The organism is Gammaproteobacteria bacterium, from assembly GCA_016199745.1.
Classification (GTDB): domain Bacteria; phylum Pseudomonadota; class Gammaproteobacteria; order Acidiferrobacterales; family Sulfurifustaceae; genus JACQFZ01.
Genome location: JACQFZ010000056.1, coordinates 37,876 through 60,972, shown reverse-complemented (window position 1 = coordinate 60,972; position 23,097 = coordinate 37,876). Strand labels below are relative to the sequence as shown.

The 23,097-nt window shown below is 56.7% G+C and carries 22 protein-coding genes, 1 tRNA gene and 1 riboswitch; of the genes, 20 read left to right on the top strand and 3 right to left on the bottom strand.

The genetic code is table 11. From position 1 onward, the window contains the following. Positions 1–76 precede the first annotated feature (76 nt). The 3 genes from HY308_14980 to HY308_14970 all read left to right on the top strand — a co-directional run bounded on the left by HY308_14980 (position 77) and on the right by HY308_14970 (position 1,781). On the top strand, positions 77–361 hold the full coding sequence (locus HY308_14980) for a hypothetical protein (GenBank protein ID MBI3899579.1): 285 nt from the start codon (positions 77–79) through the stop codon (positions 359–361). A 211-nt stretch (positions 362–572) separates the two neighbouring features. Beyond that, entirely contained in the window at positions 573–1,487 is a 915-nt protein-coding gene (locus HY308_14975) for a glutaminase (GenBank protein ID MBI3899578.1), read from the top strand. A gap of 138 nt (positions 1,488–1,625) precedes the next feature. Beyond that, positions 1,626–1,781: a hypothetical protein gene (locus tag HY308_14970; protein MBI3899577.1), complete on the top strand. Its 156-nt coding sequence runs from the start codon at positions 1,626–1,628 to the stop codon at positions 1,779–1,781. 96 nt (positions 1,782–1,877) lie between these two features. Here HY308_14970 and HY308_14965 read toward each other — a convergent pair whose 3' ends face one another. Further along, a complete protein-coding gene (locus tag HY308_14965) occupies positions 1,878–2,840 on the bottom strand; it encodes a LysR family transcriptional regulator (GenBank protein ID MBI3899576.1) in 963 nt (320 codons plus the stop codon). A gap of 220 nt (positions 2,841–3,060) precedes the next feature. Then, positions 3,061–5,802, bottom strand: a complete 2,742-nt coding sequence (locus HY308_14960; GenBank protein MBI3899575.1) for an aminotransferase class I/II-fold pyridoxal phosphate-dependent enzyme — start codon at positions 5,800–5,802, stop codon at positions 3,061–3,063. Positions 5,803–6,769: 967 nt separating this feature from the next. Here HY308_14960 and HY308_14955 point away from each other — a divergent pair. From HY308_14955 to HY308_14940, 4 genes are all read left to right on the top strand, one after another. Next, positions 6,770–7,009 carry a response regulator gene (locus HY308_14955; protein ID MBI3899574.1) on the top strand — a complete coding sequence of 80 codons (240 nt, stop codon included), beginning with the start codon at positions 6,770–6,772 and terminating at the stop codon, positions 7,007–7,009. 417 nt (positions 7,010–7,426) lie between these two features. Beyond that, on the top strand, positions 7,427–7,783 hold the full coding sequence (locus HY308_14950; GenBank protein ID MBI3899573.1) for a type II toxin-antitoxin system RelE/ParE family toxin: 357 nt from the start codon (positions 7,427–7,429) through the stop codon (positions 7,781–7,783). A gap of 4 nt (positions 7,784–7,787) precedes the next feature. Continuing rightward, a complete protein-coding gene (locus HY308_14945) occupies positions 7,788–8,120 on the top strand; it encodes an XRE family transcriptional regulator (GenBank protein ID MBI3899572.1) in 333 nt (110 codons plus the stop codon). A gap of 31 nt (positions 8,121–8,151) precedes the next feature. Beyond that, on the top strand, positions 8,152–8,421 hold the full coding sequence (locus tag HY308_14940; GenBank protein ID MBI3899571.1) for an XRE family transcriptional regulator: 270 nt from the start codon (positions 8,152–8,154) through the stop codon (positions 8,419–8,421). Positions 8,422–8,589: 168 nt separating this feature from the next. Here the strand turns inward: HY308_14940 and HY308_14935 are convergent. Continuing rightward, positions 8,590–8,664: transfer RNA gene (locus tag HY308_14935), tRNA-Val, on the bottom strand. A gap of 146 nt (positions 8,665–8,810) precedes the next feature. On the opposite strand from HY308_14935, the gene HY308_14930 reads away from it, so the two are divergent. From HY308_14930 to HY308_14870, 13 genes are all read left to right on the top strand, one after another. Beyond that, a complete protein-coding gene (locus HY308_14930; GenBank protein MBI3899570.1) occupies positions 8,811–9,818 on the top strand; it encodes an FAD:protein FMN transferase in 1,008 nt (335 codons plus the stop codon). A gap of 213 nt (positions 9,819–10,031) precedes the next feature. After that, positions 10,032–10,119, top strand: a riboswitch (cyclic di-GMP riboswitch). Positions 10,120–10,154: 35 nt separating this feature from the next. After that, a complete protein-coding gene (locus HY308_14925) occupies positions 10,155–13,127 on the top strand; it encodes a hypothetical protein (protein ID MBI3899569.1) in 2,973 nt (990 codons plus the stop codon). An 8-nt stretch (positions 13,128–13,135) separates the two neighbouring features. Next, positions 13,136–13,645 (top strand): cytochrome c, encoded by a 510-nt coding sequence (locus tag HY308_14920; GenBank protein MBI3899568.1) that lies wholly within the window; start codon positions 13,136–13,138, stop codon positions 13,643–13,645. After that, positions 13,594–14,436, top strand: coding sequence for an SH3 domain-containing protein (locus HY308_14915; GenBank protein MBI3899567.1), 843 nt, complete (start codon positions 13,594–13,596; stop codon positions 14,434–14,436). The genes HY308_14920 and HY308_14915 overlap by 52 nt, the downstream gene beginning before the upstream one ends. 10 nt (positions 14,437–14,446) lie before the next feature. Further along, positions 14,447–15,076: an outer membrane beta-barrel domain-containing protein gene (locus HY308_14910; GenBank protein MBI3899566.1), complete on the top strand. Its 630-nt coding sequence runs from the start codon at positions 14,447–14,449 to the stop codon at positions 15,074–15,076. 8 nt (positions 15,077–15,084) lie between these two features. After that, entirely contained in the window at positions 15,085–15,603 is a 519-nt protein-coding gene (locus tag HY308_14905; protein MBI3899565.1) for a TlpA family protein disulfide reductase, read from the top strand. Beyond that, positions 15,600–15,815: a DUF4266 domain-containing protein gene (locus HY308_14900; GenBank protein ID MBI3899564.1), complete on the top strand. Its 216-nt coding sequence runs from the start codon at positions 15,600–15,602 to the stop codon at positions 15,813–15,815. Before HY308_14905 ends, HY308_14900 begins: the two co-directional genes overlap by 4 nt. Then, positions 15,806–16,912 (top strand): DUF3570 domain-containing protein, encoded by a 1,107-nt coding sequence (locus tag HY308_14895; protein MBI3899563.1) that lies wholly within the window; start codon positions 15,806–15,808, stop codon positions 16,910–16,912. The genes HY308_14900 and HY308_14895 overlap by 10 nt, the downstream gene beginning before the upstream one ends. A gap of 14 nt (positions 16,913–16,926) precedes the next feature. Continuing rightward, on the top strand, positions 16,927–17,496 hold the full coding sequence (locus tag HY308_14890; GenBank protein ID MBI3899562.1) for an AraC family transcriptional regulator: 570 nt from the start codon (positions 16,927–16,929) through the stop codon (positions 17,494–17,496). A gap of 6 nt (positions 17,497–17,502) precedes the next feature. Further along, positions 17,503–19,365, top strand: coding sequence for a hypothetical protein (locus HY308_14885; GenBank protein MBI3899561.1), 1,863 nt, complete (start codon positions 17,503–17,505; stop codon positions 19,363–19,365). Then, positions 19,362–22,118, top strand: coding sequence for a tetratricopeptide repeat protein (locus tag HY308_14880; protein ID MBI3899560.1), 2,757 nt, complete (start codon positions 19,362–19,364; stop codon positions 22,116–22,118). Before HY308_14885 ends, HY308_14880 begins: the two co-directional genes overlap by 4 nt. Further along, positions 22,105–22,770, top strand: coding sequence for a tetratricopeptide repeat protein (locus HY308_14875; protein ID MBI3899559.1), 666 nt, complete (start codon positions 22,105–22,107; stop codon positions 22,768–22,770). Before HY308_14880 ends, HY308_14875 begins: the two co-directional genes overlap by 14 nt. Next, a complete protein-coding gene (locus HY308_14870) occupies positions 22,767–23,057 on the top strand; it encodes a hypothetical protein (GenBank protein MBI3899558.1) in 291 nt (96 codons plus the stop codon). Before HY308_14875 ends, HY308_14870 begins: the two co-directional genes overlap by 4 nt. Positions 23,058–23,097 lie beyond the last annotated feature (40 nt).

Below are 23,097 nucleotides of genomic sequence, written 5' to 3'. Positions count from 1 at the left end.
GCACCAGTCATGGCTGTGCGCGACACCTCGCGCGGACTCATTCGATAATTACCCGCAACCACGCCGGAGCAACCCAATGAATCCAAGTATTGCGCAAATCTACAATCCCGATGTAGGCGCATCTGCTTATCAAGCAATTCCTGATGCAATCTATCGGGTCAAGCTCACTTTTCGAGTCGATTTTACGAACGGTGGGTATGTGTATGGCGAGGATTTTCTTCTCGATATTCCCACTTCAACCGTGTCATTTGAAAGGGCGGCTGAGATGGTTGTATCTGCAATGAATCTTCTGCGTGCTGGGCCAGTCACCATTTTCTCTATGCAGGTGGTGCGTCGCGGTGAGCATCAAGACGCTTCTTGAAAGAATTAACCGAGAACCTAATCCGTTCGTGCTTGGTTGCTGGCGGAGGCGAAGACAACCGAAGAGCAGTACGGCGATATCGCGCAAAAGCGATACCGTCGTACCAACCCTTATTTGATTCAGGTTCGTCAACCATTGTTGTGTCCACGATGCAGGAGATGATGGGCGCGTCTCGTGATCTGTGCGTCCGCCGACAAGAAACGCTCGTATCGTGAACTACCAGAAAATCCTCGATACCATCCATCGCGATATCACGCCGACCCTGAACCAAGGCCGTGTGGCCGACTATATCCCCGCGCTGGCGGACGTGCCGTTGACGAAGTTCGGTATGGCGCTCTATACCGTTTCGGGCGAGACGTACCAGGTCGGCGATGCCGCTGAGAGCTTTTCGATTCAAAGCATCTCGAAGCTATTTGCCTGCGCACTGGCGTTTCAGCTTTTAGGCGAAGATCTGTGGCATCGCGTCGGACGTGAGCCTTCCGGCACGGCGTTTAATTCCCTCGTGCAACTCGAGTATGAGGGCGGCAAGCCGCGCAACCCATTCGTAAATGCGGGCGCCTTGATCGTCACGGATATCCTATGCAGCCGCTTCGTGCAATCGGAGATGACGCTCGCGCAGTTGTTGCGTCACCTGAGCGCCAACCCGGCGGTGGATTACAACATGAACGTCGCATCGTCGGAGCGCGTACAGGCGCATCGTAATACGGCGATGGCGCACTTCATGAAAAGCTTCGGAAACTTTCATAACCCGGTCGACACCGTGATCGACGCCTACTGTCGCCAGTGCGCTATTGAAATGAATTGCGTCGACCTGGCACGGGCCGTTTCATTTCTCGCCAACGGCGGCATCGTGCCGTGGAGTGGAGAACATATCCTCGACAGCAGCTCGGCAAAACGCTTGAGCGCGTTGATGCTGACCTGTGGCACATACGACGCGGCGGGCGATTTCGTCTTTCGCGTGGGTCTGCCGGCCAAGAGCGGGATCGGCGGTGGCATCGTTGCAGTATTGCCGGGCGAAATGGGGGTTTGTGTATGGTCCCCGGGCCTCGATCGCAGCGGCAATTCGCTAGCCGGCGTGCAGGCGCTGGAATGGCTGACCACGCTGACGCAACGATCTATTTTTTAGGTCCAGTCGTCAATTACCCGCAACCGCGCCGGAATCCCGATGTGGGCGCATCTGCTTATCAAGCAATTCCTGATTCAATCTATCGGGTCAAGCTCACTTTTCGAGTCGATTTAAGGTCTGCGCTTCGAATTATTTTCCATGCTGATCGAAGCGGCGCGGGCAGGATCGGGAATGGCGTTGGTGCCACGATTCCTAGTCGCCCATGAATTGGCGGGACGGACACTGCTTATACCTTGCCATCTGTCGCTGCGCAGCGAGCGCGGTTATTACTTCGTGCACCCGGAGCACAAATAAAGTTCCGAGTTGTTGCAGACATTCAAGGACTGATTGCTTGATGCGGCGAAGCAGTATCGTGAATCCTAAGCGGAAGCTTCTCTTGTCGCCAAAGAATTAACCGATCGCTTGATCAGTGAACACGGTTTTAAAGATATGCGATCTACCTTTTAGTAAATGCGTCATTGTCTGTTTCCCTTCTTGATGCAAGAACTGGCAGAACGTCTCCGCCACCCGCGGTAGCTGCTTTTCTGTGCGACGCACAGCGAACCATTCACTAACGACCGGTGTGCCAATCACCTTAAGCCGACTCAGGCGACCGACTTGCAGCTCCAACGCGACCGCATACGCCGACAAAAAAGCGATTCCCATGCCGGCCATTACCGCTTGCTTGATCGTTTCGTTGCAATCCAATTCCAACACTGCTTTGGGTCGAAAATTATTTTCCAAAAAATAGCGATCGGTGAGAATTCGCGTTCCCGATTTCGGTTCGCGAACTAGGAAAAATTCTGAGTTTAATGTCTCCAGTAATATGCGGTGTTTGTTTACCAACGCGTGATCGTAGTTGGCTATAAAGAAATACGGATGCTCGGCGAACGATTCGGCGACCGTGTCAATTTCTTGTGGTGTGTCGTCCATAATGGCGAGGTCAATTTGATTGTCGGCGAGCAATTCCAACGTGCGTTCACGGTTTTGCACGTTCAAGCGCAGTTCGATGTTCGGGCATTGCCGACAGAAATCGGCAAGTAGGCGCACCGCGAAATATTTCGCGGCGCTGACCATGCCGATGTTTAGCGGACTAACGTGCCCCCCGCGCAGTGCCGATAGGTCTTCTTCTGCTACACGCAATTGCTGGGCAATGGTGTTCGCATGACGTGCCAGTGTGGTCCCGGCTTCTGTTAGATAGATGCGTTTACCCATTTTCTCGAACAACGGCAAACCGACCCGGTCTTCCAGTTGTTTGATCTGCATCGAGACGGCGGGTTGCGTGAGGCACAAATCTTCGGCAGCACGCGAGAAACTGCGATTGGCAGCCACCGAAGCAAACACCGTAAGCTGGCGAAAAGTTATGTGTCTCATTTGTGGCAGATGATCAACAAATCGATCGTGGGAACGACGAACCACACACGGCGACTACAATTTCTGGCACCAACAGTGTTGTTGTCATGATCGAGCGCTTGCCGATCGATATGGAAGGGGGTGGCAGAGTGCAAGCCGCACAATAAGGGCACTCCCACCGCAACGCATCAAGGCATGAGGTTAGGTTGTGGCTCATTAAACTTCCTTGTCATTGGACCAATTACGACAACGCCTCGTCAGTGAACACGCGAAAACCGATTTCCGGGCGGTAGCCGTGAATTTCGCGCGTATCGAGCGCTTCCATGAACGCCAGGATCTCCTTGCTGATGAGTTGTCCGGGCAACAACACTGGGAAACCGGGCGGATAGGGAATCACGAACGCCGCTGACACGAGCGTATCGCCCAGCGCCACCTGCCGTTCAAGCTCCGTCAACGTGATGTGGCGGCACAGGCTCCCATCGTGCGCCATGAAGTAAGCCTTACGAATGTCACCCTCCGGTGTTAACGGATCGCAGCGAAACCGTTGATGAAATTCGCTGAAGTTCGGCAGCGGTGGTTGCTGCTGAGTCAGCGTATCGATCCGTGCTCGATGCCGGTGCAGCTCCACCGGACTGATGTCATCGGTGCGCTGATCGAACGCGTGGGCAAGCTTCGCTAACACCTCGATCAAGTACGCGACCGCGCTGCGCGTGGTGCCGATGTTGGTCATGAACAGCACCGTATTGCGCGAGGTCTTATTAATCTGGATGCCGAACATATCCATCAAGTACTCGTGCTTGAAAGTGTCGCCGTCAATACCGGTCGCGCCGATATGGAGCGTCAGGCGTGTGGGATCAATCACAAACTCATCGCTCCGCCAGCACTGTTCCATGCACGTCCAAGGCTGGTCTGTATTGAAATAGCTATCGATACCAGAGGATCGAAATTCCGCTGGGATTAAATCGGTCGGAGTAAGAAAGCGGAAATACTTTTTTATCAACGGATGCGTTGCGATCTGTTTTCGCAGTGTCATTGCGTGATTCAACTGCAATTGAACCAATTCGTAGCCTTCGAGCTCGACTTGCCGGCGGCCGACGTCGAGCGACGCCAGGATTTGATAGTTCGGCGAGGTCGATGTGTGCGTCATATACGCCTCGCGAAACGCCACCTCGACATTTTTTTTGAAGTCCTGGTCGTAGACGTGAATCATCGATCCTTGTCGTAGCGCCGTCAGGGTCTTGTGGGTCGAGTGTGTTACGTACACGCGTATGCGTGCCATAGCCGGATCGGGCACGAGGCGCGTGGACAACCAAAGCGCGTCGTCGGCGGTATCGCTGAACGATTCTTTGAAATCGAGATAGCGCTGCTGATAGTCGGGACTGTCGAAGCGTTCGCGCAGCCGTGCGGCGGCGCCCATGCCAGTGCGTCGGCGATATGCCGGATGAAATCCGGCGAACGCGAACCACGCCTCGTCCCAGAGGAAGATCAGATCCGGTTTGATAGCGAGGCATTCCTCCATGACGCGCTCGACGTCATATACCACGCCATCGAAGGTGCAGTTAGTGAGCAGCACGAGCTTAACCCGATCGAGCTTGTCAGCACGGCGAAATGCGAGCAGCGTGCGTTTGATCTCCCGCAGTGGTACGGCGCCATACATGGCGTACTCATTCAGCGGATAGGCATCGAGGTACGCGACTTGCGCACCCGAGAGCACCATGCCGTAGTGATGCGACTTATGACAGTTGCGGTCGAGCAGCACGATATCACCCGGCTGGATTAACGCCTGCACAACGATTTTGTTCGCGGTCGAGGTGCCGTTGGTGACGAAGAACGTGTACTTGGAACCGAAGGCGCGCGCCGCGAGCACCTGCGCGAGCTTCATCGGTCCGGTTGGCTCCAGTAGTGAGTCGAGGCCACCGGATGTGGCCGAGGTTTCCGCCATGAATATGCCGAGCCCGTAGAACTGCGCCATATCTCGAATCCAGTGCGATTGCAGAATCGACTTGCCGCGAGAGATAGGCAGCGCATGGAATGCCCCCGTCGGTTGCTGGCTGTATTCACGGAGCGCGGTAAAAAAAGGCGTCTGGTAGCGATCTTCGATTGCCTGCAAAATGCTGCAGTGCAGCTCGTGGTCATCGTCCTCGCTATAAAACCCGCGTTGGAATTTCTCGCCCAGCTGACCAGCAATGTCTTCCCTCGGCACATCGGCCACCATGTATAGATCGATCTCGGGCCGTAGCTGCGCGATCTTGGCGCCGAGCCAACAACCGCGTTCGCTCTTTGGCAAACGCTCGAGCGTATGTAGTGCCGCTTCATTGCCGTCGACCAGTTTGTGCAATACGTCAAGCGTGAATTTCGACTTCAACAAAAAGCCGTGGCGGATCACACAGGCCTGGAGGTTGAAGTTGAGCAATGCAGCGATCAAAGCGTCCTCATAACTTGGGACAGTTACGATCTCATAAATAAATTTGTCCTCCGGCCGGCGCCGGCGACGCACACGCGCGCGCAGCGATTCTTCCTGTTGTGCCGACAAATTATCGACGATCAACACTTCGAAGTAGGGGCGGCGCGCGTCGTCCCGGCGTTCTTCGCGCGCCGCTTTCCCGACAGCAGCGTCGTTGCCGGTGAAGCACAGTCCGCCTGGGGCGGAGCGGTACGTCTGACCCGACACCGCACGCGCGATCGGCTGCACCGACTCGTTGAACCGGCGAAACTCCCCGTTGTGAAACAGTGTGAGTAAGCGCTCGAACTGGATCCGGCCAGGGAATGCCCAATAGCTTTCGATGGGTTCGAGTTGTTGTAGAATCTTAGCGGTGCGACCGCGCACCGATTCGATGTTGCCGCCGTTACTCCCGGCGTCGGTCAGGCAGGTTGCGTTATCCGCCAGATGTATCCAGTAATCGTTCCGTGCTTCCCAAACACCGCCAAAAAAACTGATCGAGTTGTCGCGTTGTGATTGGGCGGCATTCAACTTAAGGTTCATTTCATAGCCTGTGGCGACGTTCTCGCCATCGTTGGTAGGTGGGTGGATTGTCGCGAGTCCCACGTTGGTCTCATCGTGCGGCGAGGGTTGTCGGAACTTTCCAGCCGCGCTCTTTGTAGTATTCGAGAGCGCCGCGATGGAACGGAGCCGATAGACCGCGCAGCATTTCCTCTGGGGTGAGATGTTTGAACGCGACAGCAGAAGGCAGTCCAGGCGACCGACTACTTTGGCAACTTTTCGCCACTTCCTGTTTTATTTCCGGCACGGACAGTGCGGCTCTCAGCTGTCTAGACGAGTATCGTTATGATCGCTGTCGCGAATTTTGTTTTGACGACGGTTTGAATCAAACTCAACGTCTTATCTAACGACTTGCCTCAGCAGCGGCTCGTCGTTGCGATCGAAAGCATCGAAAGCGATGGCTCGGTTGGCCAGCTGTGTCGATGACGTCGTTGATTCCGATCGCAGGTTCATCATCAGAACAGTGTGGATGACAATTAATCTCAAAAAAAATGAAATTTTTTCCATTAACTTATGAGATAAAATCACCAAGATGCGGTGTCTGATCTCACCGCTTGACTCCGGGCTAGTGGAATCCCGGTGAAAAGGATCTCCCCGAGGAAATGGCTCAACAACCAATGGGCAGCGGACAGTACTGCTATCTGCTCACGGTCACCGATAATCTAAGCCGCTATCTGTTTGGCTACGGCCGTGGGCGACACCAAGCCCGTGTTCACTCGCCTGTTCAAAGGAGCAAAGGAGTGGGGAGTGAATGGCACTTAACTTAACAACGGACTTCTCCCGAATTCATGGGGAGAAAAGGTAGTGAATTCATCGTAGCGCTGCCGTTGGCGGAAGCGCCGACTACCAAAGCGCCTGCCGCGGATATTATCCGAGCGGAAACGCGGCTGTGGACTCGTTGCGCGTGCTGATAGCGGATGACAATATCGACGCCGCACTAAGTTTGACCATGCTGCTCGAACCGTTGGGGCATGTCGTACATGTTGTGCATGATGGCCCGCGCGCTATCGAGGCAGCGCAGGAGTATCGACCCCACGCTCTGTTGCTGGATATCGGTTTGCCGAAGATCGATGGGTACGGGGTGGCCAAGCGTCTGCGCGCAAATGAGGCGTTTCAGAACAGCGTAGACGAAGTGACTGATTCATTGGTGGGCGATGCAGGGTTTGAACCTGCGACCCCTGCCGTGTGAAAGCGATTTGGGGTGCTTTCGCTTCAACACGTTATCGACGCATGTGTTTTACAAACAGTACTTTAGGCTACTTCACGTTACCGTCGTCACCTGCGAATTCCCGACCTGAGTGTCCCAAATTTGTCCCAAAAATCGGATCGAGCTTCACATTCGCATAATACCGAAACGGCAAGGGTCACAACAGGCCGAGTAAGTGTCCCAAGGCGATCTCATTTGCGCTCGCAGTACTGTGCCTACATTTTGCGACCCGCATCGGGATGACGAGGCTGATTTAAAAGTAATCGATATTGGGTAGGAATGCTGCCCGTCGTAATTGACCACTTCGCTAAAAACATCAATCAGATATCCGGGCAAACAAAAAAATGACTTTGTTCTGAGCCTCGAAAATATGCTATATTTGGCATACTCGGTGTGTGAATGACGGCTAAACCGGTGGTATGGATTGGTTCGTCCAAGGAAGATCTTCGCAAATTGCCGGAGGCTGTGCAGGACATGTTCGGCTACGCGCTGTTCCTGGCCCAGACCGGTAAGCGCCATCCGGATGCCAAGCCGCTCAAGGGTTTTGGCGGGGCGTCGGTATTGGAGGTTGTTGAAGATTACCGTAGTGATACCTATCGGGCGGTTTACACCGTGAAGTTCGCCCAGGCGGTTTACGTATTGCATGTGTTTCAGAAGAAATCGAAACACGGAATCGCCACACCGAAGCAAGAGCTGGACTTGATTAAAGACCGGCTGAAGCGAGCAATCGAGTTCCATTCGTCTTGGAAGAGGTAGGATCATGCGCAAGAAAATTCCTGTAACTGTCGGCAGCACTAACGTCTACGCCGATTTAGGTTATGATAAACCCGACGAGGCGCTCGCCAAAGCGCAGCTTGCGGCTCGCATCGGTGAAATCCTCGAAATCCGCAAACTCACTCAAAGTGCCGCAGCTGAACTTCTTGGAATCGACCAGCCCAAGATTTCTGCGCTCATCCGCGGAAGACTCCGAGGCTTTTCTTATGAGCGACTGCTCAAGTTCTTGACCGATCTTGGATGCGATGTCGAAATCGTCGTGACACGCCCCAAAACCCGCCAGCGTTCGCGCGGTGAGGTGTTGGTTAAGGTTGCCTAACGTCCCGAGCTATGGATCGGCAGGATGAACGATGCGTAAGCGAACCGTTAAAGGTCTTGAGGTTGAGAAGAGTTCCGGCAACATCTTTGCCGATCTCGGTCTGCCGAACGCGGAAAAACTGAAGACCAAATCCGGTTTGGTCATTCAGATCATAAAGGCCGCGCGTCGTCTTGGTCTGTCGCAGGAAAAAGCGGGCCAGCGTATGGGGTTGCCGCTTCCCAAGGTTTTAGGTCTGTTTCGTCGCGACTTTGCCAATGTATCCGAACGCAAGCTCATCGATTGTCTCAACCGGCTCGGCTGAGCTATTGGTGCGTTGTGGACAGATCGGTTGGCCGTCGCCACGTTTGAAGATGGTTGGCGTGCATGCCTCCACACTGAGACACGGCGCGAATAAATTCGCGCGCGTTGTCCCAAAACTGTCCCAAGACACAACGACGGGACACGCGGCAGCTACAAGTACTTGAAAACATGGTGGGCGATGCAGGGTTTGAACCTGCGACCCCTGCCGTGTGAAGGCAGTGCTCTACCGCTGAGCTAATCGCCCCGAGAGGGAGCGGAAGTTTACGCGGGGAAGTGCGGGACCGTCAATTTGCGGTGGGATGGCGCAATTTCCCGTGTCAGCGGTACGTCTGTGGGCCGCGGGTGCGCTAACATGCGCGGCCTATGCGCATAGATAAAAGTATCTCGCCAATGAAAATTCGCGCGTTAAAGGCCGTCCTAACGGTAGGAATCAACGCCTGCTTGCTGTTTTTCGCCATTACAGCGCACGCCGAGTGGCTGAGTCGCGACGAGGCGATCATGGGTACGGCCGTGCATGTCGAGCTCTGGCACGATGATCGGGCGGCGGGAGAATCGGCGATCGCTGCGGTGATAGCGGAGATGAACCGCATTGACCGGCTGATGAGCCCGTTCAAGCCGGAAAGTGAGTTGTCTCAGATCAATCGCGAGGCGGCAAAGGCGCCGCTGCCAATCAGCCGCGAAATGTTCGACCTCATTGCCCGCTCCATTCAGTTTTCCGAGATGAGCGACGGCGCCTTCGACATTACCTTTTCCAGCGTCGGCTATCTCTATGACTACCGCAAAGGAATAAAGCCGACGGATAAGCAGATTGCCGAAGCATTGCCCGGCGTCAACTACCATCATCTGCTGCTCGATCGAGACAAACAGACGATCCGATTTGCCCGCGCCGGCGTGCGGATCGACTTAGGCGGTATCGCCAAGGGTTATGCCGTCGACAATTGCATCGGCCTGTTGAAAGCGCGCGGCGTGCGCGAGGCGCTGGTAACCGCCGGTGGCGATAGCCGGGTGCTCGGCAGCAAACACGGCCGGCCATGGATCGTCGGGATTCGCGATCCACGGCGTAAAGATCAGGTAGTGGCGAAGATTCCGTTGGTCGATGCTGCCATATCCACGTCCGGCGACTACGAGCGCTATTTCGAAGTCGATGGCGTTCGTTATCACCACATCATCAATCCGAAGACCGGTAAATCCGCCAGCGGAGTGCGCAGCGTGACGGTGATTGGGCCGGACAGTATTACTAACGAGGGCCTAACCAAGAGCGTGTTTATCATGGGGCCGGAGCGTGGCCTGAAGCTGATCGACTCGATGCCGGGGATCGATGCCGTCGTCGTCGATGACAAGGGCATGTTGTATTACTCCTCAGGGTTACGGCGGGGCGATGCCGGCGCTTCTCAATAATTATTAATTAACGTTCGGATGTTGGCATTTTTTTAAGTAGCGAACGGCATTCGGCGTCATGCGTCGACATTTTTGCCACGAATCGTCTAGCCAATGTCATAAATTGCACCCCCATCACAGTTTTTTGCCCGATATGCGGGAATTTGACCGCGACGAAGGGCGGAATTATTGGAACACCTTCGTTTAGACTTGCCAGCCTAAAGGGAGGCTCCCTGTCAGAAAGGGCATAGCCATCGAAAGATGGTGACGCAAAGCACCGAGGCTACAGGCGCATCGCGCCCATGCCAGTCGGGCTGCCACATAGCCAAACAACAATACGAAAGTCAGGAGGTTGGTATGCGTGCCCTTGATAATATCAAGAACAGGGTTGTATTCGCCTTCGTAGTAATGATGGTTGCCGCGCTAGCGGCTTGTAGCGACGGTGGCACAGGCTCCGATTCCAACTCCGACTCTGGTGACGATAGCGTTACCATCCAGGGCAATGTTCCCATTGCCTATGTCAGGCGTCCCGTCAGTACTCTCGGCAACCCGACCGATTCGATCATCACTGGCGCCGGCGGCGACTTGTACGTCCGTGATCGGTCCTCTCCGAGCGGTAGTGAAACCAATGTGACCGGCAGTTACACCGACGGTAAGGGCGATGTTTCCGACCCCGAGGTTTCGTACGACGGCAAAGAAGTTTTATTTGCCATGCGCCGCAACGGCGATGCCCACTGGTCGATTTGGGAATACAACACCGAAACCAAAAACCTGCGGCAGATTTCGTGTCAGAGCAGTTTCGCCGGTGACGATGTCGACCCGGCCTACCTGCCGGATGGGCGTATCGTCTTCGTCTCCAACCGTCAGATAGGTAGCAAAACCAAAATGACGGCCGATGGCGGGCCGGTGTATACCTACCACGACGAATACGAGCGCGAAGAAACAACTGCGCTGCACGTCATGAATGCCGATGGCAGTAGCTGCCAGCAGATTTCCTTCAACCAGAGTCACGATCGCAATCCGACGGTGCTCAGTACCGGTGAAATTTTATTCTCGCGCTGGGATCACGTCGGTGAGCGTAATCAGTTCACCGTCTTTAAAGTCAATCCAGACGGAACCAATCTTTTCGTTGTTTACGGCGCCCACAGCCCCGGCAATTCGTATTTACATCCGCGCGAGATGCCGGATGGCCGCCTGATGTCGACGACGATGCCGCTATCCGGGACGAACGAGGGCGGTTCGCTCGAAATTATGGACCCCAATAATTATTCCGATGCGACTGATCCCGGCACGAGCAATCCGCCGCCGAATCAGCTGGGCGAAACTCGGGGTCAGTTCCAAGTCACAAAATTGTTATTTCCCAGCTCACCCGATGCCGAGCATGAAGCGGCGCGTGGTATGGGCCCGGCGTCGCTGGGTCGTTATTCCAGCCCGTATCCGCTCTGGGACAACACTAGCCGCGCGTTGGTGGTGTACTCGCCATGCCGCGTACTGCTGGACGGCCAAGCGGTGTCTTGTAAGGACTCGCGCGTCAAGGATCAGTTGGATCAGTACGAAGAGGCGGATCCGGCCTACGGCATCTACATGCTAAGTCTCACCGACAAGACGTTGCGTCCGGTGGTGGTGCAACAAACGAGTTACTACTACTCAGATCCAGTCGCGTTGCAAGCGCGGCCAGTACCGCAAGTAAAGAGCAATTTCGTACCCGACACGACCATCGGCAGCGGGCTCGGTTTGTTCGACGTCAACACGGTGTACGACACGGATAGTCGGCAGCGCATGGGCGATGCCGTACTAGCGGATGGCGAATCGATTCCGCGTGCCAGTGGTCGTCCCGATATTGCCAACCTCAAGTTGCCGGGCACGACGACGTTCGATAACCGTGTCGCACGTTTCTTCCGTATCACCAAGGCGGTTCCGACGCCGGGTGGCTTGTCGCGCGAGGCGATCGGCGAGACCGAGTCCGAGATGCAGCAGATCATCGGTTATGGCGTGATCGAGCCCGATGGCTCGGTGCGGGCGAAAGTGCCGTCGGATACCCCGATCACCATTACTGCGCTCGATAAGGAAGGACGTGCGTTCACCCCGCATACGCATTGGATTCAGGCACGTGAAGGCGAGCGGCGTTTCTGTAAGGGCTGTCATTCGTCGCGCCTCGGTACGACCAATGCGAGCGGCGGTAACTTCTTAAACGATCCGGCAACGGTCGGTATCCATCCGGGCGGCACCGAGGCGACGACCATGGCGCAGACCCGTGCCGCGGATTCCACTTATGCCAAGCTCACGCGCGATCCGACGTTCGCCGATTATTGGACGTCGCTGTACAACACGCGCGATAGCAAAACGGTGACGGCGCAAGATCCAATCGCCATCTCCTATCCGAATGCGTCGTCACGAACGATCAAAGGGCCGGCACATTGTGCCGATCCGGCAACTTGGTCAGCCAAAGATTGTTCCATCGTGATCAATTTCCCGGATCATGTGCAGCCGATTCTTACGGCCAAGTGTGCCACCAGCGGCTGTCACAACAGCTCCACCAGTGCCGCCGGTTTGGATCTCAGCGCTACGACATCAGGTTCGACCGGCCGTTACATTTCGTACGAGGCCTTGATGGTCGGTACGCCGATCCTCGATAGCAACGGCCGGCCGATCATCAACGTTAACGAAGATGGCGAGCTTGAGATCGAGCGCGAAAGCGCAGCGGTCACCGCCGGCAGTGCCCGGTCGAGCCGGTTGATCGAGCGTATGTACGAGCAAAAGCTCAAGGCGGAAAACCCTAGCACTGGCACGCAGCGCGCTTTCTGCCGCACCGGTAACAGCAACTGCACGAACGGTGCAACCTACGTATCCCATGTCGGGCAAGCGTGGTCGCTCACGAGTTCGGAGCGGCGCGTGTTGAACGAATGGACCGACTTGGGTGGCCAGTACTACAACGATCCGTTCGACAACAGCGGCAACGTACGTTCGTCGATGGCGCAATTGTCGGAGACGGCGTTCGGTTGCCGCGTACAGCCGATCTTGCAGGCGCAATGTGCCAGCTGCCATCAGCCGTTCAGTGGTAACGGTTCCAGCGAGAATCCAGTAAATGGATCGTTTGCCGGTAATCGCTTTATCTTGACCGGTAATGTCGGAGCTGATTTCAGTGTGGCGGCGTCGATGGTTACCAACCTAACAGATCCAGATTCGAGCCTGTTGCTGTATCGGCCGTCGCGTACGGAGACGCAAACGCCGAGTCATCCAGGTAGCGTGGCAAGGTTGCCGCTGGGTTCCGATAATTACACTGCACTCCGGAATTGGATTACCGGGGGACCGTCGCTCGGCTGTCCTTGAGGCGCGTAATGAGGAATTGGAAGTGGGTAGTTTGCGCCGCGGTTTGGGGTTGGGGCCTGGTTGCATGCGGTGAGAAAGTGCCGTCCGAGCGTGTCACGTCGACATCGACCTTATGCGCCAACGACTTTCAAACCTGTGTCTTGCCGGTACTAACGTCACAGATCCGGCGCCGTGGTGGCGCCGTGATTACTTGTGTCGAGTGCCACAAGCCCGGCGGCAATGGCGGACCGTTCACACTCGATACCAGCGATCCCGATGCCAGCTTCAATGCGGTCCGGCAGCAGGTCAATTTCACCAGCCCGGACGAGAGCAAGCTCTTAGTCGAGCCGACGCAGGACGACGTCGCGCCTTCCGCTACTGCCGGCCCGCACGGCGGCGGCGATATTTTCCCAAGCCGCAGCGACGCATGTTATGTCGCCATTCACGATTGGATCAGCAATCAAGTGGCGGATCAGGCGGCTTCCTCTTGTGGGCTTTGTACGGCGGTCGCCAATCCAACGGCCAGCTGCGGCTATTGATCGTGAAGGCGGGCATAACGGCGCGGTGCGGCCGAATCTTACGCAAGGAATGCCGATACCTGTTTCCGGGACTGTGCTTGTGGCTGCTGAGCCTCGTTGCTTGGCCGGCCGTGGCCGGCGAACTCGTCAAAGTATGGGTTGCCGAGCCGTATCTTGAATTGCACACCGGCCCGGGCCGCGGTTATCCCGTTTTTTATATTGCCGAGCGTGGTGAGGTGGTGGAGATCATTCGCCAGCACACCGATTGGTTCGAAGTGCGCACGGCGCGCGATAAGGAAGGTTGGGTACCGCGCGAGCAAATGGAAACTACGCTCACCGAAGAGGGTACGCAAAAGACCTTCGGCGATGTGTTGCTGCAAGATTTTCTGAACCGCCGCGTTGAAGCTGGTTTTTCGTATGGTCGTCTTGAGTCCGTTCCTATCCTGACGGCGCACGCCGGTTTTCGTTTCCACGAAAATTTGCTCGTCGAGCTCGCCGTCGCCGAGGCAACCGGTCAGTTTTCTACCACCTCGCTGTATTACGTATCGCTTACGTCGCAACCGTATCCGGATGCACGATTTTCGCCGTTTTTTACCCTCGGCATGGGCCGTTTTGAAAATCAGCCGAAAGCGACGCTGGTGGACGCGCACGATACCAAGGCCGATCTCGCCAATGTCGGTATCGGTGCACGTTATTATCTAACACGTCGGTTCGTCGCCCGTGCGGATTTAAAAAACCACGTTGTGTTGGTCGATCACGATCGCACCGACACTTATAAAGAGTGGTCGCTCGGCATCTCATTCTTCTTCTAGCGCAACCACAATGACACAGAAAATTTTCTTGTTCGCCACGCTGATTGGACTGTCGTTTGTCGGCATCGCCGTCGCTGACGATGCGCCGGAGTCAGTCATCCAACCGCAGATCGATCGACGCTCGGTTGAGATCGCGCGCGTCAATGTCGACGACATCGAGCTCGGCATGTATTACGGCAAGCTCAGTGTCGAAGACTTCGGTTCGGAGCCGGTTACCGGTTACCGCTTGGCGTATCACGTTACCGAAGACTTCTTTATCGAAGGCACGTACGGCAAGTCGACCGTATCGGACGAAGCGATCCGAAACCTCGCCGCTATCGCCATTCTCAATAAGACCGAAGTCGATCTTGACTACTATCAGGTGTCGATCGGTTACAACCTGTTTCCGGGCGAAGTATTCCTCGGCAAAAATTGGGCGATGACGTCATCGGTGTATCTCATCGGCGGTGTTGGTGCAGTCGACTTCAATGACGAGAAGTCGAACGCGTTCAATCTCGGCGTCGGCGTACTGATGGTGCCGTCGCGCTGGCTAACAGTGCGTACCGAGATGCGCGATTTAATGTTCTCGTCCGATCTCTTGGGCGAGAACGAGCTTAAGCATAACTTTCAGTTCACATTAGGCTTGTCGTTGTTCTTTTAGGGGGCGGCATGAATAAGCTCATACGATCACTCATGGTGACGGCGGCGCTGGTCCTAACGCCGCCGTCCGCATTCGCTTTTCCGGCCGCCGGCGCGGCTGCACCGGACTTCGCGCTCAAGAGCAACAGTGGCCACAATGTGCGGTTGAGTGAGCTGCGCGGCCAAGTCGTGTTGATTAATTTTTGGGCGACGTGGTGCGCACCGTGCCGGCAAGAGTTGCCGGTACTGCAAAAACTGTACGCGCGTTATCAAGCCGCCGGCTTCAGCTTGCTCGCGGTAAATATCGACGCCGATCGTACCGCCGCCGACGCGATGTTGACCAAACTCGGTGTACAGCTGCCGACGTTGTATGACGCCGACGGCAATAAGAATCAAGAAAAACGTGTGGCCAAGTTGTACGACGTGAACAGCATGCCGGCGACGCTGATCATCGATCGTGACGGGCGTGTGCGTTACGTGCATCACGGTTTTCAAAGCTCTTACGAGCAACAATACGAGCAAGAAGTGCGGACGTTGTTAAAAGAATGAAACGATTGGCACTATTGCTGATGCTGTTTGCGCTGGTAGCGCTTGGCGCCTGCGCGCAAGTAAAGCCTTATGAGCGCGAGGTGTTGGCCGATCCGCTCATGAGCTTTTCGCACGACCCGTTGGCGGACCGGTATCGGCAGCACGTTTACGAAGTGCGCGAGGGTGCGCGCGGCGCTGGTTCGGCGCAGGGCGGGGGTTGCGGATGCAACTAGCTCGGCGCTGTTACGGTTATCTTGCGTTACTGGCGGCGTTGTTAGCGTTGCCGGGCCCATTGTTGCAGGCGGCGGTGTTGCCGGAGGATCGTGCCGACGTCATGTATCACTATTATGACGGCGGCGGTACCTCGGTCGGTGGACCGGCGGTGTTGGTGCGTAAGGGTATGGATCAGTTCTCGCTGTCCGCTTCTTATTATGTCGACAGCATCAGTGGTGCGTCGATCGACGTCGTTACCACCGCGAGCCCTTATAAAGAGAAGCGCCAAGAGCAGGGGGTGGCGCTGGATTACTTGTACCGAAATACGACGATGAATTTGTCGTATAGCACCAGCGACGAGCCCGATTACACAGCCAGCACCTTCGGTGTCAATGTCGCGCACGAGATCTTCGACGGCTTGACCACGGTTAACTTGGGTTACACCGCCGGCAGCGATGAGGTCGGCAAGGTGCAGACCGATTTCAAAGATGACATCAACCGTTATCAGTACCGTCTGGGCATTTCCCAAGTCATGAGCAAGACGTTGCTCATGAGCCTGGACTACGAAGGCATACTCGAGGACGGCTATTTGAATAGCCCGTATCGAGCGGCGCGTTTACAAGGTTTGTTGGTACCGGAACGGTATCCCGGCACGCGCGATTCGTATGCGGTTGCGCTGCGGGCAATGAAGGGTTTATTAAACGATCAAGGTTCGCTCGATTCGTCGTTACGCCTCGAGTACCGCTATTTCTGGGACACCTGGCAGATCAAGGCGCATACGCTGGAGCTAGGTTACCAGCGCCGGCTCGGTTCACGTTGGACCATCGAGCCGCGCTACCGCTATTACCATCAATCAGCAGCGTCCTTCTATAGCGACAATTTTCCGTCCGAGATGACGTACATGGCGCGCGACAAGGAGTTGTCGTCTTTCAGCAGCCATTCGTTGGGAATAAAGGCCAGCTATAAGTGGTCTGAACACAGCTATCGCCGCGTTACGCTGAACGCGGCGCACGATTACGTGCGTTTTTATTACGACGACTTTACCGATATGCGCACCGGCGACGCTTATGAGTTCGATGCGAATATCCTGCAACTGTTTGTTTCGATTTGGTATTGAGTAGAGAAAATACGATGATCACTCGTGCTGCGATTTTTACCCGTAAAGGCGCGGCCCGCGTTGCCGCGGCGATTATGCTCGTCGTCGGCGTTGGCGTATGTGCCGACGATACGCCGACCGCACCGCCCGCGCCGACGGCGCAGGGTCTCGATGGCAATATTCAGACGCTGAAAAAAGATGTCATGGAATTGAACCGCGACTTACTGGTGCTCGAGGAAGAATTATTGTTCCCGGCGAATACTCAGGTCGCCGTGTTCCTATCGATGGACGTCGGTACGCTGTTCGAGCTCGACTCGGTGCAGGTCAAAGTCGACAACATGATCGTAACGAATTACCTCTACACCGAGCGCGAGGTGAAGGCATTGCATCGCGGCGGTGTCCAACGGCTTTATCTCGGCAATCTCAAGAGCGGCAAGCACGAGCTGGTAGCGGTGTTTACCGGTAAGGGCCCGCATGAGCGCGACTATCGTCGCGGTGCTACGCTCAATTTCGAAAAGATCACGGGTCCGAAGTACATCGAGCTGAAGATCCGCGACGAAACGCGTAACCAGCAGCCGGAATTCCAAGTTAAGGAATGGCAGTGACGCGTCATGGTCTCAGTCGCCAAAAAACTCATTAGCCTTGCCGTCGCCGCGACGCTGTCGACGGCAGCGTATGCCGCCGAGCCCGAGAAGCACACGGTACAGGCGCTGCCTTACGGCGATGTGTTGTTTCATTTCTTCCAAGGCAACTATTTCACCGCGCTCACCGAATCGATGGCCGATCGCTATTTCGCGCGCCTCGGTCCGCATCTCGACGAAGCCGAACTATTGCGCGGCGGCATGTTGCTCGAATACGGCGCGCATGTCGAAGCCGGACGTATTTTCGAAGATCTGATCGAATCCGGTGCGCCGCCGGCGGTGCGCGATCGCGCCTGGTTTCATTTGGCGAAAATCCGCTATCAACGTGGCTACATCGAGCAGGCCGAGGATGCCTTGGCGCGTGTGGCCGCGCCGCTGCCCGGCGATCTGGAAAACGAGCGGTTGCTGCTGCATTCCTATCTATTGATGAAGCGCAGCCAATACCCGGAGGCGATCGACATGCTCAAGCGTGTGTCGCCGAAGTCGGAGTGGTCGGTGTACGGCCATTACAACTTGGGTGTGGCAATGATTAAGGCGGGTGGCAATAGCGTCGACGCCGGCGTGCAGTTACTCGAAACGCTCGGTGCGACGCCATCCTTTGGCGAAGAAAGGGCTGCGCTCAAAGACAAAGCGAATGTCGCACTGGCCTACACATTTCTACAAGACGGCAACCCGACGCGCGCCAAGACGTATCTCGAACGCGTGCGTTTGACCGGCTTGCAGTCGAATAAGGCGTTGCTGGGCATGGGTTGGGCATACGCGGCGCTGAATCAGCACGAGCAGGCGTTGGTCCCGTGGACCGAACTGTCGACGCGTGCCGTCGCCGACGCGGCGGTGCAGGAATCGTTGCTGGCGGTGCCGTATGCCTACGGCAAAGCCGGTGCCTACGGTCAAGCGCTCGAGCGTTATGAAACGGCGTTGACCGCCTACACGCACGAGATCGAATCGCTGGATGAGGCGATCGCATCGATCCGTGCCGGCAAATACATCGCCCATATTTTGGAAACCAACCCGGTCGACGAATCCGGTTGGTACTGGCGGATGGATACCGCGCCGGAGACACCGGAGACGCGTTACCTCACGCAATTGCTCGCCAGCCACGAGTTCCAAGAAGCGCTTAAGAATTATCGCGATCTTCGTTTCCTCCAGGAAAACCTGGAGAAGTGGTCCAGACACTTGGAAGTGAACGACGACATGGTCGCCAATCGCCGGCAGGCGTTTGCCGAGCGCTTGCCGAAGGTGTTGTCGGAACAGCGGACGCTCGACATCGAGCGCTTGGACGCCAGCCGCGCGCAATATGCGACCGAGATCGAGCGCATCGAGCGCGAGCAGGATGCGGCGGCGCTGGCGAACGATAAAGAGCGGGCGTTGTTGCAGCGCCTGCAGCGTGTCGACCGCACGCTGGCACAAACGCCGGCGACGGAAATGCAGGAAGCGCGTGATAAATCCCGTTTGCTTAACGGATTGCTGGCGTGGGATTTGTCAGCCAACTATCAAGCGCGCCTGTGGGATGCGAAGAAGCACTTGCAGGGGGTCGATAAGCTGATCACCGAGGCCGGCACGCGGCGTGCGGCGTTGGCGCAAGCGCAGGTCGATGCGCCTGCTAGCTTCGACGATTTTGCCAAGCGGATCGGCGTGTTGCGCGGCCGTGTCAGTGTGCTACGTACGGATGTCGCCAAGGCAAGCGACGTCCAAGGAAAATATCTGGCCGATCTTGCTGCCGGCGAGCTCGGCAAACAACGTGAACGTATCGTCGCCTATGTTACGCAGGCGCGCTTCGCTGTTGCCCAGATCTATGACGAAGCGGTGCGGTCTGAGGGGACAGCACCATGAAGCGCCTAAGCGCTGGTATGACCGTGTGTCTGCTCGCCGCTTGTGCGACGGCACCGGACGATGCCGGCACGATCAAAAGTCTCGAGCGCCAGCAAGTGGCAATCGAGCGCGACGTCGCTGTCAGCGCCAGCCGCGCCGCCGCCGCCGAAGCCTATCGCCACTTTCTCGATGCGGCGCCGCAAGACCGGTACCGACCCGAAGCGCTGCGCCGTCTGGGCGACATCGAAATCGAAAATGCTGAGGCCGAAGACAACGGCAAGTTTGATCCAGCGATAAAAACCTACGAAGATTTATTGCGGGCGCATCCGCAATTTGCCGGTAACGACCATGTGCTTTATCAATTGGCGCATGCCTACGATCAGGGTGGCAACTTGAAGCGGGCGTTGGCGACGCTCGATCGGTTAGTGACGCAGTATCCCACCAGTGCGCATCGCGCCGAGGCCGAGTTCCGTCGCGGCGAGTTACTGTTTACCTTGCGTGATTATGAAGCGGCTGAGCGCGCCTATCGCTCGGTGCTGCAGCAGGGCGAGTCCTCGCCATTCTACGAGCGCGCGCTCTATATGCGTGGATGGTCGCTGTTCAAGCAAGATCGGCTCGAAGACGGTCTGCCGTCGTTCTTCGCCGTGCTGGACCGCAAGCTCGCTGGCGACGATGCCAGCCAACAGTTCGAGCAGCTAGCACGCGCCGATCGCGAGCTGGTCGAGGATACGTTCCGGGTAATGAGCTTGAGCTTGGCCAATCTGCAGGGCGCCGAATCCATTCCGCGTTTTACCGGCACCGGCGATCGGCGTAGCTATGAATACCTGGTCTACCAACAGCTCGGCGACTTGTACAACAAGCAGGAACGCGTCAAGGACGCGGCCGATACGCTCAACGCCTTCGCCCGCCGTTTTCCGACGCATCCGCAAGCGCCGTTGTTACAGGCGCGTGTGATTCAGATGTACCAGCAAGCAAAGTTCGCGACTTTGGCGCTGGAGATGAAGAAGGAATATGTCGTGCGCTACGGCAAGACGAGCGAGTTTCATGCCGCTAACAGCGCCGATGTATATGCGCAGGTGTTACCGCTCCTAAAGACGCATCTGGACGAGCTCGGCCGCCACTACCATGCGGAAGCGCAGCGCAGCAAAACGACCGAGGACTATCGCGAAGCAGCTCGCTGGTACCGTGCCTATATCGAATCGTTCCCGGACGACGCGCAGACGCCGGCGATCAATTTCTTGCTGGCCGAGTCGTTGTTCGAGAGTAAGCGTTTTTCCGAAGCCGCGGCCGAATACGAGCGCGTGGCTAATGATTATCAGCGGCACGACAAGAGCGCCGACGCCGGTTATGCGGCGTTGCTCGCCTATGCCGAGCAGGAGAAGACGATCGACCTCGATCAGCGCCAACCGATACGGCTGCAGGCGATCGACAGTGCGCTGCGTTTTTCCGCCGCCAATCCTAATGATTCGCGCCGGCCGGGTGTGCTGACCGATGCGGCCGAGAAGCTGTATGCCCTGAAGTTGCCCGAGCGTGCGGTGCCAGTGGCGCAGTTGGTGTTGGCGCTCAAACCGCCGGCAGCGTCGGAGCTGCGGCGCACCGCCTGGACCGTGATTGCGCATGCGGAATTCGACAAGGGCGAGTTCGATCGGGCCGAGGGCTCCTATCAACAAGTGCTCGCGCTGACGCCCGAGCAGTCGCCGACACGCGCTGGGTTGAATGAGCGTTTGGCGGCGTCGATCTATAAGCAAGGCGAGCAAGCGCAGGCCGGTGGCGATTTGCGGGCCGCGGCCGATCATTTTCTGCGATTGGGGCGCGAAGTACCGACGTCGCCGATCCGTGTGAATGCCGAGTATGACGCGGCGTCAGCGCTGATCACGCTCAAAGATTGGGCCGGTGCCACCAAGATTCTCGAAGCGTTCCGCAAGAATTACCCGACGCATGCGTTGCAAGCAGAAGTGCCGGGCAAGCTGGCCGTGTGTTATCTCGAAGGCGGCCAGCCGCTCAAGGCGGCGGCCGAGTTCGAAGTGTTGGCATCGTCCAAGAAAGACGTTGGCTTCAGCCGCGACGCATTATGGCGCGCTGCCGAACTGTACGAGAAAGCCGGCAACGAGCACAGCGCCGCTACTGCCTACGAGCGCTATGTGCGCCAACATCCGCGACCGCTGGAACCGGCGATCGAGGCGCGCTACCGATTGATGAAGATCAGCGAGAAGCAAGGCGATCGCGCGAATCGTTATGCCTGGTCGCGCGAGCTGATCGACGCTGAGCAAAAAGGCGGCAGCGAGCGTAGCGAGCGTACGCGTAATTTGGGTGCGCTCACTGCGCTGGCGATGACCGAGCCGCTGGAAGCGGCATATCGCGACGTGCGTTTGGTCGAACCGCTGAAGAAGAGCCTCAAGATCAAGAAGCAGCGGATGCAGGAGTTGTTGAAGGCATACTCGATCGCCGCCGATTATGGCGCGGCCGATATCGTGACGACCGCGACTTTCCGCACCGCCGATCTTTATCACGATTTCAGCAAAGCGTTGCTCAGCTCACAGCGCCCGAAAGGGCTTAAAGGCGACGAGCTCGAGCAGTACAACGTGTTGCTGGAAGAGCAAGCGTTTCCGTTCGAAGAGAAAGCGATCGAAATACACGAGCTCAACGCCCATCGCATGCCGGGTGGCATTTACGACCAATGGGTCAAGAAGAGTTTGAGCGCGCTCGGACAGTTGCGTCCGGTACGCTACGCGAAGACGGAAAAAAGCGAAAAGGTGATCGATGAACTTCAGTAACGTTCGCGCACTTTTATTCGTGACCCTGGGCGTGCTGCTCGTTGCTTGCGCGACATCGCGAGCGCCCAATCCGAACCCAACCGCAGCCGATGTTGCTGCGGCAGCGGCGTCGCCGGCACCGACGTCGACAAAGGTCGAGCCGGTGACGCATCCGGAGTCGCATCAGGCGTTCGAGCGTGCGGTCGCGGCGCTGCAGGCCGGTCGCATGGCCGACGCCGAGCGCGAGTTGACCGCGCTAATTGCACGCGAACCGGAGTTGTCGGCGCCATACGCCAATCTCGGCATCGTATATGCCCGCACCGGTAGAGCGGCGCAAGCGGTCGAAGCCTTCGGCAAAGCGATTCGACTCAACCCCGAGCGTCCGGCATATTACAACGAACTCGGGATCGTGCATCGTAACGAAGGGCGGTTCGAGGAAGCGCGCAAAGCCTATCAGCAAGCGCTGCAGTTGGATCCGAACTATGCTTACGCTCATTTGAATCTTGGCATCCTGTTCGACGTCTATCTGCAGGATCCGGAAAAAGCGCTGCCGCACTATGAACGTTACATGGCGTTGGTGCCGGCCGAGGCGGCGACTGTGCGTAAGTGGATCGCCGACCTCAATCAACGCCGGCGTGCTGGCGAATCGAATAAAAGCGGAGTGAGCGGATGAATCTGCTGCAGAAAATAATCGCCGTCTGTTTTGTCGGCGCGACATCTTTGGCATGGGGCGCCGATCGTCTAGAGCTTCCGGGCGCGCGCATTACTGGCAGTCAGGAGTCGCCGAGGGCTATCTATATTATTCCTTGGCAGAGCCCGTCGCCGACCGATCTCGTGGGGCGTCCCACCAGCAGTTTGCTCGACGAGGTGTTGGCGCCGGTCGATCGCGATGTGTTCCGGCGCGAGGTCGAGTATCACTCGCAATTGCAGGCGCGGTCGACAGCGACGCCGGCCGAGTGACATTAGTGGTTTTCTAAATATTGAGTGTGAGAGGAGACAG

What these genes read in the sequence shown, in the direction of transcription:
- HY308_14920 (MBI3899568.1), top strand. Translation starts at nt 13,136, where the DNA reads ATGAGGAATTGGAAGTGGGTAGTTTGCGCCGCGGTTTGGGGTTGGGGC.
- HY308_14930 (MBI3899570.1), top strand. Translation starts at nt 8,811, where the DNA reads ATGAAAATTCGCGCGTTAAAGGCCGTCCTAACGGTAGGAATCAACGCC.
- HY308_14950 (MBI3899573.1), top strand. Translation starts at nt 7,427, where the DNA reads ATGACGGCTAAACCGGTGGTATGGATTGGTTCGTCCAAGGAAGATCTT.
- HY308_14870 (MBI3899558.1), top strand. Translation starts at nt 22,767, where the DNA reads ATGAATCTGCTGCAGAAAATAATCGCCGTCTGTTTTGTCGGCGCGACA.
- HY308_14885 (MBI3899561.1), top strand. Translation starts at nt 17,503, where the DNA reads ATGGTCTCAGTCGCCAAAAAACTCATTAGCCTTGCCGTCGCCGCGACG.
- HY308_14880 (MBI3899560.1), top strand. Translation starts at nt 19,362, where the DNA reads ATGAAGCGCCTAAGCGCTGGTATGACCGTGTGTCTGCTCGCCGCTTGT.
- HY308_14925 (MBI3899569.1), top strand. Translation starts at nt 10,155, where the DNA reads ATGCGTGCCCTTGATAATATCAAGAACAGGGTTGTATTCGCCTTCGTA.
- HY308_14940 (MBI3899571.1), top strand. Translation starts at nt 8,152, where the DNA reads ATGCGTAAGCGAACCGTTAAAGGTCTTGAGGTTGAGAAGAGTTCCGGC.
- HY308_14960 (MBI3899575.1), bottom strand. Translation starts at nt 5,802, where the DNA reads ATGAACCTTAAGTTGAATGCCGCCCAATCACAACGCGACAACTCGATC.
- HY308_14955 (MBI3899574.1), top strand. Translation starts at nt 6,770, where the DNA reads ATGCTGCTCGAACCGTTGGGGCATGTCGTACATGTTGTGCATGATGGC.
- HY308_14965 (MBI3899576.1), bottom strand. Translation starts at nt 2,840, where the DNA reads ATGAGACACATAACTTTTCGCCAGCTTACGGTGTTTGCTTCGGTGGCT.
- HY308_14895 (MBI3899563.1), top strand. Translation starts at nt 15,806, where the DNA reads ATGCAACTAGCTCGGCGCTGTTACGGTTATCTTGCGTTACTGGCGGCG.
- HY308_14875 (MBI3899559.1), top strand. Translation starts at nt 22,105, where the DNA reads ATGAACTTCAGTAACGTTCGCGCACTTTTATTCGTGACCCTGGGCGTG.
- HY308_14910 (MBI3899566.1), top strand. Translation starts at nt 14,447, where the DNA reads ATGACACAGAAAATTTTCTTGTTCGCCACGCTGATTGGACTGTCGTTT.
- HY308_14900 (MBI3899564.1), top strand. Translation starts at nt 15,600, where the DNA reads ATGAAACGATTGGCACTATTGCTGATGCTGTTTGCGCTGGTAGCGCTT.
- HY308_14945 (MBI3899572.1), top strand. Translation starts at nt 7,788, where the DNA reads ATGCGCAAGAAAATTCCTGTAACTGTCGGCAGCACTAACGTCTACGCC.
- HY308_14905 (MBI3899565.1), top strand. Translation starts at nt 15,085, where the DNA reads ATGAATAAGCTCATACGATCACTCATGGTGACGGCGGCGCTGGTCCTA.
- HY308_14970 (MBI3899577.1), top strand. Translation starts at nt 1,626, where the DNA reads ATGCTGATCGAAGCGGCGCGGGCAGGATCGGGAATGGCGTTGGTGCCA.
- HY308_14890 (MBI3899562.1), top strand. Translation starts at nt 16,927, where the DNA reads ATGATCACTCGTGCTGCGATTTTTACCCGTAAAGGCGCGGCCCGCGTT.
- HY308_14980 (MBI3899579.1), top strand. Translation starts at nt 77, where the DNA reads ATGAATCCAAGTATTGCGCAAATCTACAATCCCGATGTAGGCGCATCT.